This window comes from Streptomyces bicolor, assembly GCF_000719285.1.
Lineage (GTDB): Bacteria > Actinomycetota > Actinomycetes > Streptomycetales > Streptomycetaceae > Streptomyces > Streptomyces bicolor.
On record NZ_JOFS01000032.1, the window covers coordinates 1 to 16,142 of the forward strand.

14 protein-coding genes and 1 pseudogene are annotated in these 16,142 nt (G+C 70.1%); 5 read left to right on the forward strand and 10 right to left on the reverse strand.

Annotated features, from left to right (window positions below):
• Together IF78_RS44090 and ctaC are read right to left on the reverse strand one after the other, a co-directional pair.
• A pseudogene (locus IF78_RS44090) lies at window positions 1–219 on the reverse strand (aa3-type cytochrome oxidase subunit I); the annotation flags it as partial.
• Entirely contained in the window at window positions 216–1,181 is a 966-nt protein-coding gene (gene ctaC, locus IF78_RS0133245) for an aa3-type cytochrome oxidase subunit II (protein ID WP_031487362.1), read from the reverse strand. The gene ctaC and the pseudogene IF78_RS44090, both read right to left, overlap by 4 nt.
• A 289-nt stretch (window positions 1,182–1,470) precedes the next feature.
• On the opposite strand from ctaC, the gene IF78_RS0133250 reads away from it, so the two are divergent.
• Entirely contained in the window at window positions 1,471–2,847 is a 1,377-nt protein-coding gene (locus tag IF78_RS0133250; RefSeq protein ID WP_031487361.1) for a cysteine desulfurase/sulfurtransferase TusA family protein, read from the forward strand.
• Window positions 2,848–2,940: 93 nt separating this feature from the next.
• Here the strand turns inward: IF78_RS0133250 and IF78_RS0133255 are convergent, their stop codons facing one another.
• On the reverse strand, window positions 2,941–3,915 hold the full coding sequence (locus IF78_RS0133255; RefSeq protein WP_031487360.1) for a carbohydrate kinase family protein: 975 nt from the start codon (window positions 3,913–3,915) through the stop codon (window positions 2,941–2,943).
• Between the two features lie 183 nt (window positions 3,916–4,098).
• On the opposite strand from IF78_RS0133255, the gene IF78_RS0133260 reads away from it, so the two are divergent.
• Together IF78_RS0133260 and IF78_RS0133265 are read left to right on the forward strand one after the other, a co-directional pair.
• Entirely contained in the window at window positions 4,099–4,308 is a 210-nt protein-coding gene (locus tag IF78_RS0133260; protein ID WP_031487359.1) for a hypothetical protein, read from the forward strand.
• A gap of 169 nt (window positions 4,309–4,477) precedes the next feature.
• Complete coding sequence (locus IF78_RS0133265) at window positions 4,478–6,277, forward strand: hypothetical protein (RefSeq protein ID WP_031487358.1); 1,800 nt, start codon at window positions 4,478–4,480, stop codon at window positions 6,275–6,277.
• A gap of 76 nt (window positions 6,278–6,353) precedes the next feature.
• On the opposite strand, the gene IF78_RS0133270 is transcribed toward IF78_RS0133265, so the two are convergent.
• The gene (locus IF78_RS0133270) at window positions 6,354–6,710 is read right to left on the reverse strand and encodes an iron-sulfur cluster assembly accessory protein (RefSeq protein ID WP_031487357.1); all 357 of its coding nucleotides are present in this window, start codon (window positions 6,708–6,710) and stop codon (window positions 6,354–6,356) included.
• Window positions 6,711–7,037: 327 nt separating this feature from the next.
• On the opposite strand from IF78_RS0133270, the gene nadA reads away from it, so the two are divergent.
• Complete coding sequence (gene nadA / locus IF78_RS0133275) at window positions 7,038–8,222, forward strand: quinolinate synthase NadA (protein WP_031487356.1); 1,185 nt, start codon at window positions 7,038–7,040, stop codon at window positions 8,220–8,222.
• A 19-nt stretch (window positions 8,223–8,241) separates the two neighbouring features.
• Here the strand turns inward: nadA and IF78_RS0133280 are convergent, their stop codons facing one another.
• From IF78_RS0133280 to IF78_RS0133305, 6 genes are all read right to left on the reverse strand, one after another.
• The gene (locus tag IF78_RS0133280; RefSeq protein ID WP_031487355.1) at window positions 8,242–8,589 is read right to left on the reverse strand and encodes an outer membrane protein assembly factor BamB family protein; all 348 of its coding nucleotides are present in this window, start codon (window positions 8,587–8,589) and stop codon (window positions 8,242–8,244) included.
• 108 nt (window positions 8,590–8,697) lie between these two features.
• Complete coding sequence (locus IF78_RS0133285) at window positions 8,698–11,832, reverse strand: efflux RND transporter permease subunit (RefSeq protein WP_031487354.1); 3,135 nt, start codon at window positions 11,830–11,832, stop codon at window positions 8,698–8,700.
• Window positions 11,833–11,999: 167 nt separating this feature from the next.
• On the reverse strand, window positions 12,000–12,683 hold the full coding sequence (locus IF78_RS0133290; protein ID WP_031487353.1) for a response regulator: 684 nt from the start codon (window positions 12,681–12,683) through the stop codon (window positions 12,000–12,002).
• Window positions 12,684–12,735: 52 nt separating this feature from the next.
• Entirely contained in the window at window positions 12,736–13,983 is a 1,248-nt protein-coding gene (locus tag IF78_RS0133295; RefSeq protein ID WP_078662674.1) for a sensor histidine kinase, read from the reverse strand.
• Window positions 13,984–14,135: 152 nt separating this feature from the next.
• Window positions 14,136–14,414, reverse strand: coding sequence for a PspA-associated protein PspAA (pspAA, locus tag IF78_RS0133300; protein ID WP_031487351.1), 279 nt, complete (start codon window positions 14,412–14,414; stop codon window positions 14,136–14,138).
• A 42-nt stretch (window positions 14,415–14,456) separates the two neighbouring features.
• Window positions 14,457–15,233, reverse strand: coding sequence for a PspA/IM30 family protein (locus IF78_RS0133305; RefSeq protein ID WP_078662675.1), 777 nt, complete (start codon window positions 15,231–15,233; stop codon window positions 14,457–14,459).
• 281 nt (window positions 15,234–15,514) lie between these two features.
• Between IF78_RS0133305 and IF78_RS0133310 the strand changes: the two genes are divergently transcribed.
• Window positions 15,515–16,114, forward strand: coding sequence for a DUF3043 domain-containing protein (locus tag IF78_RS0133310; protein ID WP_031487349.1), 600 nt, complete (start codon window positions 15,515–15,517; stop codon window positions 16,112–16,114).
• Window positions 16,115–16,142: the final 28 nt, after the last annotated feature.

Sequence of the window (16,142 nt, forward strand, 5' to 3'; positions counted from 1 at the left end):
CGGACGGGCCAGCTCGGCACGCATGAGCAGCGCCATCACGCCACCGATCACGAAGAACGCGAACGACGTGACGAGATACAGCGTCCCGATCGTCTTGTGGTCGGTGGTGGTGAGCCACTTGACCACGACGTTGCCGGGTTGCCTGCGCCGGACCGGCAGCTCGTCTGCGTACGAGGCTTCAGCTGCCGCGGCACCCTGGGGTTCGTTGAGGATGCTCACAGGTTGTTCGTCTCCCGGTTCTTCTCGTGGCTCGTCTGCGCGATGCCGGCGGGAACGTAACCGGTCTGCCCCTTCTTGGCGAGGTCCTTGAGGTGCTGCTCGTAGCGCTCAGGGGAGACGACCTTCACGTTGAACAGCATCCGGGAGTGGTCGACGCCGCACAGCTCGGCGCACTTGCCCAGGAAGGTGCCCTCGCGGTTGGGGGTCACCTCGAAGGCGTTGGTGTGGCCCGGGATGACGTCCTGCTTCATCAGGAACGGCACCACCCAGAAGGAGTGGATGACGTCACGCGAGGTGAGGACGAAGCGGACCGTCTTGCCCTTGGGCAGCCACAGGGTCGGGCCCGGGTTGCCCGTCTGCGGGTTCCGGGTGCCGGGGGTGCCACAGTCGTAGACACCGCCGGCGTTCGCCGGGAAGTCTTCCTTGAACCGGTCCGGGATCGCGTCCAGTTCCTTGGCCTTCTTGGCGTCGCCGGTGGAACCTTCGACGTTCTCGATCATGTTGAAGCACCAGCTCCACTGGAAGCCGACGACGTTGACGGTGACGTCGGGCTTGTCCTTGAGCTGGAGGAGCTTCGACTCGTCGCGGGCCGTGAAGTAGAAGAGGACCGAGACGATGATGAGGGGGACCACGGTGTACAGCGCCTCGATGGGCATGTTGTACCGGGTCTGCGGAGGGACCTCGACCTTGGTGCGGCTACGCCGGTGGAAGATGGCGCTCCACAGGATGAGGCCCCACACGAGCACGCCGACGGCGAGCGCCGCCGCCCAGGAACCCTGCCACAGGGAGAGGATCCGCGGAGCCTCTTCCGTGGTCGGGGTGGGCATACCAAGACGGGGGAAGTCTTCCCAGTTGTACGAGCAACCGGTGGCTGTCGCCAGGACCAGGCCCGCAGTCATTGCCTGCAGCAGCTTCCGCCGCATCGGGCGCCGCGGCGAGCGGTCGGAGCCGTTGGGACTCACGTAGCGCCTTCCCGAGAGTCTCGCCCGCGCGGATTGGCTGCGGCCTGCCTTCTTCTCGCTGGTCGGTCGCCGCCCTGCGTCGGGCAGGGGTTTGGATGTTTATGCGGACCAAACCCTAGCCGACGCTCTCCGAGGGTTCGCGGGGAGGGGGGCCTACTGAGGTGGGGGGTTCGCTTGATTGGCGGCTGCGGGTTGTTTGTGGCTGGTCGCGCCCCGCGGCGGAGCCGCAAATGTCACGGACCCGCGCCCCTTGACGGCGTGGCAGTCAGCGGCGGTTTAGCGTTGCTGTGTGGGCTACTTCGACGCTGCTTCCAGTGCTCCTCTCCATCCTGTTGCTCGGCAGGCTCTGCAGGCCTCCCTTGATGAGGGGTGGGCCGATCCCGCCCGTCTTTACAGGGAGGGGCGGCGGGCTCGGATGCTTCTGGATGCGGCTCGGGAGGCCGCTGCCGATGCTGTGGGGTGCCGGGCCGACGAACTGGTGTTCACCTCGTCGGGCACGAAGGCCGTCCACACCGGTCTCACGGGGGTGTTGGCCGGGCGGCGGCGGGTTGGGCGTCACCTGATCGTGTCTGCGGTCGAACACTCCTCTGTGCTCCATGCGGCTGACGCGCACGAGGCCGAGGGCGGGTCGGTCACGCAGGTCGTGGTGGACCGGGCGGGAACCGTGAGTGTGCGTGCTTTCGCGGAGGCCCTTCGGGCGGACACCGCGCTCGCCTGCCTCCAGTCGGCCAACCACGAGGTGGGGACGGAGCAGCCGGTCGCCGAAGTGGCCGCCGTGTGCCGGGAGGCCGGGGTGCCGTTGCTGGTGGACGCGGCGCAGTCGCTCGGGTGGGGACGGGTCGAGGGCGACTGGTCGGTGTTGACCGGGAGTGCCCACAAGTGGGGTGGGCCGTCGGGGGTCGGGCTGCTCGCCGTACGCAAGGGTGTGCGGTTCGCCGTGCAAGGGCCCGTGGACGAGCGGGAGTCGGGGCGGGCGGCCGGGTTCGAGAACATCCCGGCGATCGTCGCCGCGGCTGCGTCGCTGCGGGCCGTGCAGGCGGAGGCGGCTCAAGAGGCGGTACGGCTGCGGGAGCTGACGGAGCGGATCCGGGCGCGGGTGCCGCGGCTGGTGCCGGATGCGGAGGTGGTCGGCGATCCCGTGCGGCGCCTTCCCGGGATCGTCACCTTCTCCTGTCTCTACGTCGACGGGGAGGCACTGCTGCACGAGCTGGACCGGGCCGGGTTCTCGGTGTCGTCCGGCTCGTCCTGCACGAGCAGCACGCTGACGCCCAGCCATGTGCTGAAGGCGATGGGCGTGCTGACCGAGGGGAACGTGCGGGTGTCCCTGCCGTTCGGGACGCCGGCGGAGGACGTGGAGCGGTTCCTGGAGGCACTGCCCGAGGCGGTGACCGCGGTGCGGGAGAAGCTGGGGGCGCCGGTGGCCGAGACGGCCGTACGGGACGACGTACTGGTGGTCGACTCCCTCGGCAAGCGCTGCCCGATCCCGGTCATCGAGCTGGCGAAGGTCATCGCGGAGGTGCCGGTAGGCGGGCTGGTGCGGGTCCTGTCGGACGACGAGGCGGCTCGGCTGGACATTCCGGCGTGGTGCGAGATGCGGGGGCAGGAGTACGTGGGCGAGGAGCCGGCGGAGCAGGGAACGGCGTACTTGATCCGCCGGGTGAGCTGAACGCCCTCAAGGGGCGCGGGGAACTGCGCGACCAGCCCCCGCGCACCTGCAGTCGACCACGCAGCCCTCTGAGGCAGGCGAATAGTCGCTGGATCAGCCCAGGTGAGCCTGTACTTCCTCAGCGGCAGCGTCCCCGTACGCCTTGCTGAACCGCTCCATGAAGTGGGCCCGCCGCAACTGGTACTCCTGCGTCCCCACGGTCTCGATGACGAGAGTCGCGAGCATGCACCCGACCTGAGCGGCCCGCTCCAGGGAGACCCCCCACGCCAGTCCCGACAGGAACCCCGCACGGAAGGCGTCGCCGACACCCGTGGGGTCGGCCTTGCGCTCCTCCTCGGGGCAGCCGACCTCGATCGGGTCCTCCCCCGCGCGCTCGATGCGTACGCCCCGCGAGCCGAGCGTCGTGACGCGGTGGCCGACCTTGGACAGGATCTCCTCGTCCGTCCAGCCGGTCTTGGACTCGATGAGGCCCTTCTCGTACTCGTTGGAGAAGAGGTACGTCGCGCCGTCCAGCAGTATGCGGATCTCGTCGCCGTTCATGCGGGCGATCTGCTGGGAGAAGTCCGCGGCGAACGGGATCTGGCGGGAGCGGCACTCCTCCGTGTGGCGGAGCATCGCCTCGGGGTCGTCGGCGCCGATGAGGACCAGGTCGAGGCCGCCCACGCGGTCCGCGACGGTCTTCAGCTCGATCAGGCGGGCCTCGCTCATCGCACCGGTGTAGAAGGAGCCGATCTGGTTGTGGTCGGCGTCCGTGGTGCAGACGAAGCGGGCGGTGTGCAGGGTCTCGGAGATACGGACCGAGCCGGTGTCGACGCCGTGCCGGTCCAGCCAGGCCCGGTACTCGTCGAAGTCGGAGCCCGCGGCACCGACCAGGATCGGCCTCGTGCCCAGCTGACCCATGCCGAAGGCGATGTTCGCGCCGACGCCGCCCCGGCGTACGTCCAGATTGTCGACCAGGAAGGAGAGCGAGACCGTGTGCAGTTGGTCCGCGACGAACTGGTCGGCGAAGCGGCCGGGGAAGGTCATGAGGTGGTCGGTGGCGATGGAGCCGGTGACTGCGATGCGCACGGCGTGGAGTCTCCTGCGGAATCAAAGGGGGCGCGCGATAGCGCTCGTTGGAAGGGTGGTGGTGGGCGACGGGAGGGCGGGTTGACAGTCCACGCTACCGTTCGTGACCGGGACTCTGAAGCGGCCAAAAATACCCGATAGTAGATCTTTCTTCGCGGGCTGCCGCGTGCCTACTGTGCCGCTATGACGAAATTCGAGGTCCATGCCCCCGCTCCGGCCGACCTGGAGGTCGACCTGGCGTCGCTGCTCGGTGACTGCGCGCGGATGGCTCCCCACTGGACCGTCCCCGACCGCGTCCTTTCCCGTCCGGTCTCCCCGTCACTCATCCATGGGGTCACCGTGCCGCCGAGGTCGGCGCGTCTGCTGGACGCGATGTCGGACTACGGCGACTGAGCGGAGCACGGCGACCGAATCGGCGCCCTTCAGGGAACCGTGCGCTCCCCCGCTGCGTCCCATCGCTGTCCCCCGTAGAGGGGATGCGGGATACGACCCCGTGGGCCGACCCTTTTGACAGGGCCGGGTCAGGGTCATGGGACATGTGCGCAGCCGAAGGAGCGATGCGGTGAACACCGAGCGACCCGAGAACGACGACACGGGCGCCGACGGCTCCGCCGAGGAGCAGGGCGTCCGGGAGGAGAAGGGGACCGCCGACACCGAGGCTTCCGGCGTCGCGAAGGACGGCACGGCCGCCCCCGGCGCCGAGGATGAGCACGTCGCCGGGGCCACCGGGACCGGCGGCGGCGACGATGCCGGAGCCACCGCGACCGCGGATGAGCCGGATGCCGAGGCTGCTGAAACCGGCGGGGAGGAGATCGATCGCGGCGCTGCCGTCGGCGCGGAGTCCGGCCGCGTCGGGGCTCCGGATCGCGCGGCCGCTCTCGAAGAGGGCGGGGTCGGTGGTGAGGCCCGGCGTCGCTCGCCCGCGATCATCGCCTCCGTCGCCGCCGCCGTACTGCTCGTCGGGGGCGGCGGGGCCTACCTCGCCGCGAACGCGTCCGGCGGCTCCGACGGCGGTACGACGTCGGCGGCGCCCGGAGATGACACTCCGCCGCCGCTCCGTCTCGACGGCTACACCGGGGGCGACACCCCTGGCATCGCGCCCGGGGAGCCCAACCCGTACGGCGTCACCTACAAGGCCGACGGGGAGCTCGCGGACGGGCCCGGCTCGGCGCCGGTGTACCGGGCGGGCGGCGAGGTCGGCGCGGACGAGGTGGCCCGGCTGGCCGAGGCGCTCGGGGTGGATGGGACGCCCGTGGCGCAGGGGCAGACCTGGCGGGTCGGGGCGACCGACGGGGCGGGTCCCAGCCTGCAGGTGAACAAGCAGGCGCCCGGGAGCTGGACGTTCTACCGGTACGCGCCGGGCACCGACAACTGCCAGAGCACCACGGTGTGCCAGAAGGACTCCGCCGGGCCGGGCGGCGACCCGGTCGGCGAGGAGGCCGCGAAGAAGGCCGCCGCGCCGATCCTCAAGGCGGTGGGTCAGGATGACGCGAAGCTCGATGCGAGTCAGGTCATGGGGGCCCAGCGGGTGGTGAACGCCGATCCCGTGGTCGACGGGATGCCCACCTACGGCTGGACGACGGGCGTGACCGTGAGCGCCCAGGGCGAAGTGGTCGGCGGAAGCGGCCAGTTGAAGGCACCGGTGAAGGGGGACACCTACCCCGTGCTCAGTGCCGAGAAGACGCTCGGGCTGATGAACGCGGCGCCGGCGTCGGACGGCCGCATGGGCATCGGCGGCTGCGCCAGCCCCGTACCGCTGAAGGACCGGCTCGAGGCGCCCTGCGGTGCGGAGGCCTCAACGGGGGCGACGCCGTCGAAGGACACCGTGACCGTCGAGAAGGCGGTGTTCGGACTGGCCTCGCACTTCGTGGACGCGCGGCAGGCGCTGGTGCCGTCCTGGCTGTTCGAGGTGAAGGCGCCGGACGCGCGGGACGGCTTCACGGTCACGTATCCGGCGATCGACCCGGAGTTCCTGGCCCCGGCCACGCCGTCCGAGGAGCCGACCGGGCAGCCGACCCCGCGGCCGACCGATCCCAAGGACGAGCCGACGTCGGCGCCGGTCACGCGCAATGTGGCGGTGGACGGCTATACGGCCGACGGCTCGGAGCTGACCGTCGCCTACACGGGCGGTGTGTGCGCCGACTACAAGGTGACGGCGGACGAGAGCGAGGGCGAGGTGACGGTCCGGGTGACCGAGACCTCGCAGCCGGAGGAGATCTGCATCCAGATCGCCAAGCTGTTCCACAAGACCGTGCAGCTCGACGAGCCGCTCGGGGACCGGAAGGTCGTGGGCACCGACGGGCAGGCGATCCCGAAGGAGAAGCCGGGCGCGGGAGTGCCGGAGACGTCCGGGGCCCGGTAGGGGCCCGCGGACACAGGAAAGGCGGCGGCCCCGTCGGAGGGGGTCGCCGCCTTTCCGCGCGTCGTTCTGGTCGGACTCAGTTGAAGGAGTCGCCGCAGGCGCAGGAACCCGTCGCGTTCGGGTTGTCGATCGTGAAGCCCTGCTTCTCGATCGTGTCCACGAAGTCGATGGACGCGCCACCCAGGTACGGAGCGCTCATGCGGTCGGTGACGACCTTGACCCCGCCGAAGTCCTTGACGACATCGCCGTCGAGCGAGCGCTCGTCGAAGAAGAGCTGGTAGCGCAGGCCCGAGCAACCACCGGGCTGAACGGCGACACGCAGGGCGAGGTCGTCACGGCCTTCCTGGTCGAGCAGGGCCTTGACCTTGGCCGCGGCGGCGTCGCTCAGGATGATGCCGTCGGTGGCGGTGCTGGTCTCGTCCGATACGGACATCTACATCTCTCCCGGGTTGTACGGAGACTGCTTGCCGATGTGTGCAACCGGCGGGTCGCCGGATTCATTCCGGGCCGGATGCTTGTCTTTCGGTCCTTCTTCATGCTCGCACACGGCGTGCGAAGCGGAAAACGCCTCATTCGGGAATGCCTGGGACCCGACCGGGATTCACGTCACATCGACATGATGGCCATCGTCAAACTGACGTGAACCGGTTATGATAGATAGCGTCAAATCGACGAGAAGGTCGATGAAGGTGTCCCGCATGACCCGCCGGGTCCGGATTCTCCGGGCCCGGCGAGCCGCAGAACAGAAAGGGTGCGTGTCGTGACCACCGCCCAGACCCAGGAGCTCGACGTACAGCCGACGCCCCTCGCCCTGCTGCTCCTCGGCCGCGAGGCCGACCCGAGGAGCGAGCGTGGCGTCGAGTGTCCCGGTGACCTTCCCTCGCCGTCCGACCCGGACCTGGTCGAGCGCGCCCGTGCGGCGAAGGAGAAGCTCGGGAGCAAGGTCTTCGTGCTCGGCCACCACTACCAGCGCGACGAGGTCATCCAGTTCGCGGACGTGACCGGTGACTCCTTCAAGCTGGCCCGGGACGCGGCCGCCCGCCCGGAGGCCGAGTACATCGTGTTCTGCGGTGTGCACTTCATGGCCGAGTCGGCGGACATCCTGACCTCCGACGACCAGAAGGTCGTCCTCCCCGACCTCGCCGCCGGCTGCTCGATGGCCGACATGGCGACGGCCGAGCAGGTCGCCGAGTGCTGGGACGTGCTGACCGAGGCCGGCATAGCCGAGCAGGTCGTGCCGGTGTCGTACATGAACTCCTCGGCGGACATCAAGGCGTTCACGGGCAAGCACGGCGGCACGATCTGCACCTCCTCGAACGCGAAGCGGGCCCTGGACTGGGCCTTCGAGCAGGGTGAGAAGGTCCTGTTCCTGCCGGACCAGCACCTCGGGCGCAACACGGCCGTCCGGGACATGGGCATGTCCCTGGAGGACTGCGTCGTCTACAACCCGCACAAGCCGAACGGCGGGCTGACGGCGGACGAGCTGCGCGCCGCGAAGATGATCCTGTGGCGCGGCCACTGCTCGGTGCACGGCCGCTTCAGCCTGGAGTCGGTTCAGGACGTCCGCGCCCGGATCCCCGGCGTCAACGTCCTGGTCCACCCCGAGTGCAAGCACGAGGTCGTGGCCGCGGCGGACTACGTCGGGTCGACCGAGTACATCATCAAGGCCCTGGAGGCCGCCCCGGCCGGCTCCAAGTGGGCCATCGGGACGGAGCTGAACCTGGTACGCCGCCTGGCGAACCGTTTCGCGCCGGAGGGCAAGGAGATCGTCTTCCTCGACAAGACGGTCTGCTTCTGCTCGACGATGAACCGCATCGACCTGCCCCATCTGGTCTGGGCGCTGGAGTCGCTGGCCGAGGGCAAGCTCGTCAACCGCATCGAGGTCGACAAGGAGACCGAGGCGTTCGCGAAGCTGGCGCTGGAGCGGATGCTGGCGCTGCCGTAGTCCGACCTGCGCTGCATGCTCACCCCGAGGAGGATTTCCGCTCGGGGTGAGCCGGGTCGACGCTGAAGAGGGTGCCGTCCGGGGTGCTCACGATCAGTGCGCCGCCGTACGCCAGCACCTGGGACCTGACCGACTCGCCGCTCGCGGGCTGGTCGGCGTGCGCGCCCGTCTCCCACAGCAGCTCGCCCTTGCGGGTGTCGAGGGCGGCTACCCGGCCGCTGATGCCGGCCAGGTACAACGTGCCGGTGCGGTCGTCGTAGGTGGGCTGCCCGGAGGCCTCGACGCTGGTCCGGGTCTGCCACAGCTGCTCGCCGGTCAGCGAGGAGACGGCGGCCACCTGGCCGTTGGCCTCGGTCTGCAGCGGCACCGCCGAATCCCTTTCCCCGCACAGCAGTTCGAGCCACAAGATACAGAACGGCATGACGGCGGCAGCCCGGCACCACAGGTGCCGGGCTGCCGCCGTCGGGGAGATCGCCTAGACCCCGGCCGGCTCCGGTTCGTCCGAAGCCGACGTCGGCCGGGCGGGGGTGCCCACCTTCTTCGCGCGCTTCGCCGCCCGCTTCTTCGCCCGGCGCTCCTTGCGGAGCTCCACCATCGCGTACAGCGTCGGGACGAGGAGAAGGGTGAGCAGCGTCGACGTGATCAGGCCGCCGATCACGACCACGGCCAGCGGCTGGGCGATGAAGCCGCCCTCGCCGGTGACGCCCAGCGCCATGGGCAGCAGCGCGAAGATCGTCGCCAGTGCGGTCATCAGGATGGGGCGGAGGCGGTGGCGGCCACCCTCGACGACCGCCTCCACGACGCCGTAACCCTGCTTGCGGTACTGGTTGATCAGGTCGATCAGCACGATCGCGTTCGTCACCACGATGCCGATCAGCATCAGCATGCCGATCATCGCGGGGACGCCCATCGGGGTGCCGGTCGCCACCAGGAGGCCGATCGCGCCGGTCGCCGCGAACGGGATCGAGACGAGCAGGATCAGCGGCTGGACCAGCGAGCGGAAGGTCGCCACCAGCAGCATGAAGACGATCGCGATCGCCGCCAGCATCGCCAGGCCCAGGTTGGCGAACGCCTCGTCCTGGTCCTCGGAGACGCCGCCGATCGAGGCGGTCGCGCCCGCCGGCAGCGTCAGCCCGTTGATCTTGGACTGGAGGTCCGCGCTGACCGCACCGGTGTTGTCGCCGGTCGGCTTCGCGGTGATCGTCGCCGCGCGCTGGCCGTCGATCCGGGTCATCGCGACGGGGCCGTCCACCAGCTTCACGTCCGCGATGTCACCGAGCTTCACCGGGCCGAGGCGCAGGTCCTGAAGCTGCTTCAGGGTCTTCGCCGGCTTGGCCGACCTGATGACGACGTCCCGCTCGGTGTCGTCGAGGGTCGCCTGGGCCGCCGTGTTGCCGCGGACCGCTTGGGCCACCGCCATCCCGAGGGTCTGGTCGTTGAAGCCGGCCGCGGCCGCCTTGTCGTTGGCCTTCACCGAGATGCGCGGCACGCTCTGCGACAGGTCGCTGGTCACGTCCGTGACGTCGTCCAGGCCCGCCACGGCTTCCCGAACCTGCTCCGACGCCTTGCGCAGGACCTCCGCGTCGGCCGCCTTCACGACCACGCTCAGGTCCTGGGCGCCGAAGCCGTCACCGGCCGCGATGGTCGTCGTACCGATGCCGTCCAGGGTCTTCAGGCCCGTCTCGATGCGGTCCTGTACGTCCTCGAACGACGCCGAGTCCTCCAGCATCACCTGGTACGACGCCTGGTTGGTGTCGGTGCCGCCGCCGAAGGCCGCCATGAAGCCGGACGAGCCGACCGTGACCTGGTAGTCCTTGACGCCCTCGGTGCCGGCGAGCAGCTTCTCGACCTTCCTCGCCTGCTCGTCGGTCGCCGCGAGGCTGGTGCCCGGCTTCAACTCCTGCTTGACGGTGAGGACTTCCTGCTCGCCCTGGTCGAAGAAGTTCGTCTTCAGCAGCGGGGCCATGCCGAACGTGCCGATGAGGACGACGACCGCGAGCAGCACGCTCGTCAGGCGTCGGCGCGTCGCGAACCGCAGGACGGGGACGTAGAGGCGCTGGAGCCGGCTCTTCGCCTCCTTCTCCTCCGCCACCCGGCGCGCTTCCTCGGCGTCCTCCGGGGTGCCCTTCGGCGCGCGCAGGAACCAGTACGACAGGACCGGTACGACCGTCAGCGAGACGAGCAGCGACGCCAGGAGCGCGGCCGTCACGGTCAGGCTGAACGAGCCGAACAGCTCGCCCACCATGCCGCCGACCAGGCCGATCGGCAGGAACACAGCCACCGTGGTGAGCGTCGAGGAGGTCACCGCGCCGGCGACCTCGCGGACCGCCTTGAGGATGGCGTCCTGGCGCTCCTCGCCGTAGCCGAGGTGCCGCTTGATGTTCTCCAGGACGACGATCGAGTCGTCGACGACCCGGCCGATGGCGATGGTGAGCGCGCCGAGCGTCAGCATGTTGAGGGAGAGGTCCCTCGTCCACAGGACGATCAGGGCCAGGACCACGGAGAGCGGGATGCTCACCGCCGTCACCAGCGTCGAGCGGATCGACGCGAGGAAGACCAGGATGACGAGGACCGCGAAGAGCAGGCCGAGGGCGCCCTCGGTCGTCAGGCCGTCGATGGACTTCTTCACCGCCGGGCCCTGGTCGCTGACCACGGTGATCGTGGCGTCCGAGCCGAGGTCCTTGCGCATCTCCGGGAGCTTGTCCTCGACGGCGTCCGAGATGGCGACCGCGCTGCCGTCACGGTCCATGGTGACCGCGATGGCGAGGGACGGCTTGCCGTCGGTGCGGGTGATGGAGTCGGCCGGGGCCTGCTCCTGCTTGACGTCGGCCACGTCACCGAGGCGGACCGGCTTCTTGCCGGTCGTGCCCTCGCCGGTGACCATCAGGTCCTCGATCTGCTGCAGCGAGGTGAAGCCGCCGCCCACCTGGACCGTGCGGTTGTCGCCGCCCTCGTCGAAGGAACCCGCCGGAACGGTGGCGCCGCCCGCCTGCAGGGCCTGCGAGACGGCCGCCGACGTCAGACCCGCCTTCGCCAGCTTGGCGTCGTCGGGGGTCACGGTGACCTGGAGGTCCCGTACGCCGTCGACGGTGACCTGGCCGACGCCGTCGATGTCCTTCAGGTCCGGCACGACGGTCCGGTCGAGCCGGTCGGCCAGGGCCTGCTGGTCCTGACCGGAGGTGACGGCGAGGACGACGGTCGGGATGTCGTCCGTGGAACCGGCGATGACCTGCGGATCCACGTCGTCCGGCAGCTGGACGCGGGCCCGGTTGACGGCCTGCTGGACGTCGGCGACGAGCTGCTTGTTGTCGGGGCCGTACTCGAAGGACGCCATGATCAGGGCGTTGCCCTCGCTGGCCGTGGAGGTGACACCGGTGATGCCGTCCACGGCTTCGAGGCTGTCCTCGATCGGCTCGACGACCTGCTTCTCGACCACGTCGGGCGACGCGCCCTGGTACGGCGCGAGCACGGAGACCATGGGCAGTTCGATGGAGGGCAGCAGCTGCTGCTTGAGCTGGGGTATCGCGATCGCGCCGAAGGCGAGCGCGATGATCGACATCAGGCCTATCAGGGCACGCTGGGCAAGGCTGAATCTGGACAGCCAGGACATGGGTCAGGGTCTCTCTTCTGTGAGCGGCAGAAGTGGCAGCGGACGCCTGCGCATCACAAACGAGCGCCCGCCCCTACACCCTGAGCCATCGTGGAGCCCCGTTTCGTAGGCCCCAGGTCCATTTCCTTATACGGCGCATACTCCGGCCGCAGTAGCCGGTGCCTGCGTCACTCCACCCTTGGACGTACCAGCCCGGACTCGTACGCGATCACCACGAGCTGGGCCCGGTCGCGGGCGCCGAGCTTGGACATGGCCCGGTTGACGTGCGTCTTCACGGTCAGCGGGCTGACCTCGAGGCGTTCGGCGATCTGGTCGTTGGAGTGCCCGCCGGCGACCTGCACCAGGACCTCCCGCTCGCGGACGGTCAGCGCCTCGAGCCGCTCGGCGCGGGCGGGGTCGCGGTCGTCGTCCGCGCCGTCGCCCTGGGCGAGGAAGCGGGCGATCAGGCCCTTGGTGGCGGCCGGCGAGAGCAGGGCCTCGCCGCCGGCCGCGACGCGGATGGCGGCGAGGAGCTCGTCGGGTTCGGAGCCCTTGCCGAGGAAGCCGGAGGCGCCGGCCCGCAGCGACTGCACGACGTAGTCGTCGACCTCGAAGGTGGTCAGGATGACCACGCGGACATGCGCCAGGGCCGGATCGGCGCTGATCATGCGGGTGGCGGCGAGGCCGTCGGTGCCGGGCATCCGGATGTCCATCAGCACGACGTCCGCCCGCTCCTCCTTGGCCAGCCGCACCGCCTGAGCCCCGTCGGACGCCTCGGCGACGACCTCCATGTCGGGCTCGGAGTCGACGAGCACCCGGAAGGCGCTGCGCAGGAGGGCCTGGTCGTCGGCGAGCAGGACACGGATGGTCATGCGGGGTCCTCCGCGGGGCGGTGGGTGGTCTCGGTTGCCGTACGGCCCGCTGTCATACGGCGTCTTCCGCGGCGCGGGTACGGCTCTTGACCGGCAGGATCGCATGGACGCGGAAGCCGCCTCCGTAGCGGGGGCCGGTGGTGAGGGTGCCGCGCAGGGCGGTGACGCGCTCGCGCATGCCGAGCAGGCCGTGGCCGCCGCCCTCGATCGTGTCGTCGTCGCCGGAGCCGTCGTCGAGGACGGTGATCTCGATGTTGGGGCCCACGCGGACGACGCTGACCTCGGCCTTCGCGTCCGGGCCCGCGTGCTTCTGCACATTGGTGAGGGCCTCCTGGATGACGCGGTAGGCGGCCAGGTCGACGGCGGCGGGAAGGGTGGTGCCCTGGTCGGCGCGGGCGACCTCGACCTGGAGGCCCGCGCTGCGGAAGGTGCCCACGAGTTCGTCGAGGCGCTCCAGACCGGGGGCGGGTTCGGTGGGGGCCTCGGGGTCGCCGGACTGTCTCAGCAGGCCGACGGTGGCGCGGAGTTCGTTGAGCGCCGAGCGGCTGGCCTCGCGTACGTGGGCGAGGGCCTCCTTGGCCTGGTCGGGCCGCTTGTCCATGACGTGGGCGGCGACGCCGGCCTGGACGTTGACGAGGGCGATGTGGTGGGCGACGACATCGTGCAGGTCCCGGGCGATACGGAGGCGCTCCTCGGCCACACGGCGGCGGGCCTCCTCCTCCCGGGTGCGCTCGGCTCGTTCGGCGCGCTCACGGATGGCGGCGACCATGGCGCGGCGGCTGCGGACGGCATCGCCGGCGGTGGCGCCGATGCCGGTCCAGGCGAAGATGGCGAGGTTCTCCTGGGCGTACCAGGGCAGGGCTCCTGCGAGCATGGCGGAGCCGGTCAGGACGGTCATGGTGAGCAGGCCGACGCGCCAGGTGGTGGGGCGGTCGGTGGTCGAGGCGACGGTGTAGAGGGCGATGACCGCGGACATGGCGACGGGGGCGCGGGGGTCGCTGGTGACGGACTCGATGACGGAGGCGGTGCCGGTGAGGGCGAGGACCGTCATGGGGGCGCGGCGGCGGAAGACCAGGGCCGCGGCGCCGAGGGCGATGAGTACGAGGCTCAGAGCGTCCGGGGTGCGCAGGGCCCAGGTCACGCCGTTCTTTCCGTGCGGGTCCACGAACGAGCCGGCCACCATGCAGGCGAGTACGCCCACGGCCAGCGCCGCGTCCAGCGCCATGGGATGCGCCTCGAGGTGCCGCCGTACGCGAGTCCCTGCGGGGCCTGGACCTGCGGGGCTTGGAGCGGTGGCCAACTGGAGTTCCTCGTGTTGTGTGCCCGGCGTTGCAGTCCGCGTCCCTGGGGGCCTGCGGCCCCCAGACCCCCGCTTCGGCCCTTAAGGGGTCTCGTCCTCAAACGCCGGACGGGCTGGATGATACGGACCGGCGCCGAGAAGCCACCGTCGGCTCAGCCCGGGATCAAGCCGTCATCGCTCAGCAGCTCCCGGACCTCCTCCAACGTCGCGTCCGGCGACGGCAGGATCAGTTCCGACGGTTCCAGGGAGTCGTCGGGCAGGGGCTCGCCCAGTTCGCGGACCTTGGCGAGGAGTGCTGCGAGGGTGCGGCGGAAGCCGGGGCCGTCGCCGTTCTCCATTTCCGCCAGGAGCTCGTCGTCGAGCTTGTTCAGCTCGGGCAGATGGCTGTCGGACAGCTTCACCTGCCCCTCGCCCATGATCCGGACGATCATGTCGCCCATGGCGCCCTCCTAGGCGTGGGCCCCGGCCGTCGGCTACTGCTTGTCGAAGCGCGGGGTGTCCTGCGGCTGTTGCTGGGACTGCGACTGGCCGCTGCCGCCCTCGATGGCCTGCTGTCCGCCGGACGCACCGCCCGCCAGCTCCGCCTTCATGCGCTGCAGTTCCAGCTCTACATCCGTACCACCGGAGAGCCGGTCCAGCTCGGCCTGGATGTCGTCCTTGTGCATACCGGACTGGTCGTCGAGGGCGCCGGAGGCGAGGAGTTCGTCGATCGCGCCCGCGCGGGCCTGGAGCTGGGCCGTCTTGTCCTCGGCCCGCTGGATCGCCAGGCCGACGTCCCCCATCTCCTCGGAGATGCCGGAGAACGCCTCACCGATCCGGGTCTGGGCCTGGGCCGCGGTGTACGTGGCCTTGATCGTCTCCTTCTTGGTGCGGAAGGCGTCGACCTTCGCCTGCAGGCGCTGGGCCGCGAGGGTGAGCTTCTCCTCCTCACCCTGCAGGGTCGCGTGCTGGGTCTCCAGGTCCGTCACCTGCTGCTGGAGGGCGGCGCGGCGCGACAGCGCCTCGCGGGCCAGGTCCTCCCGGCCCAGCGCGAGCGCCTTGCGGCCCTGGTCCTCCAGCTTCGACGACTGCTGCTGGAGTTGGTTGAGCTGGAGTTCCAGGCGCTTGCGCGAGGTCGCCACGTCGGCGACGCCACGGCGGACCTTCTGGAGCAGCTCCAGCTGTTTCTGGTAGGAGTAATCGAGGGTCTCGCGCGGGTCCTCGGCCCGGTCAAGGGCCTTGTTCGCCTTCGCGCGGAAGATCATCCCCATACGCTTCATGACACCGCTCATGGGCTTCGCGCGCCCCCTTCTGACGTCCAGCTCCAGCTCTGCGACAGAACCCACAGTACGGGCCCTGCATCCATTGACGCACTGTTCGGGGACGGATGCGCTCATCCCCAAGGACGACTGCTCACGCTCCCCCTCCGGCGTAAGGAGTAGGTGACTCCCGGGTGCAACGTCCCCTCTGTCCCCCTACGACGACTGGTGTTGCCGGATCGTTCCCGGCCGGGCTGGGGTCCAACCCCCGGCACCCCGTACCCTTGGGTTTTGTGTTCCGTAGCCGTGCCAAGGATGAGAAGGCCCAGGCCGCCGACAAGGCGCCGGTGACCGACTCCAATGAGACCCGTCACCCCGAGGCCCCGAAGGGCCGCCCCACGCCCAAGCGCAGTGAGGCCCAGTCGCAGCGTCGCAGCGTGGCCAACACGTCGATGACGCGCAAGGACGCCGCCAAACGGCAGCGCGAGGAGCGCCGGGCCGCCCTCGAGCGGCAGCGCCAGGCGCTGGCCGGGGGCGACGAGCGGTATCTGCCGGCCCGCGACAAGGGCCCGGTCCGCAGGTTCGCGCGCGACTTCGTCGACTCCCGCTTCAACATCGCGGAGTTCTTCCTGCCGATGGCCGTGGTCATCCTCGTGCTGAGCATGGTCCAGGTGCCTGCGCTGCAGAACATCGCGCTGCTGCTGTGGCTCGTCGTGATCGTGCTGATCGTGCTCGACTCGTTCGTCACCGCCTTCCGCCTGAAGAAGCGGCTGGCCGAGCGCTTCCCCGACGACAACAGGCGTGGCGCCGTCGCCTACGCGCTGATGCGCTCCCTCCAGATGCGCCGGCTCCGGCTGCCGAAGCCTCAGGTCAAGCGCGGAGAGCGACCCTGAGCACAACTGCTTTCTCCGGGGGTGCGGC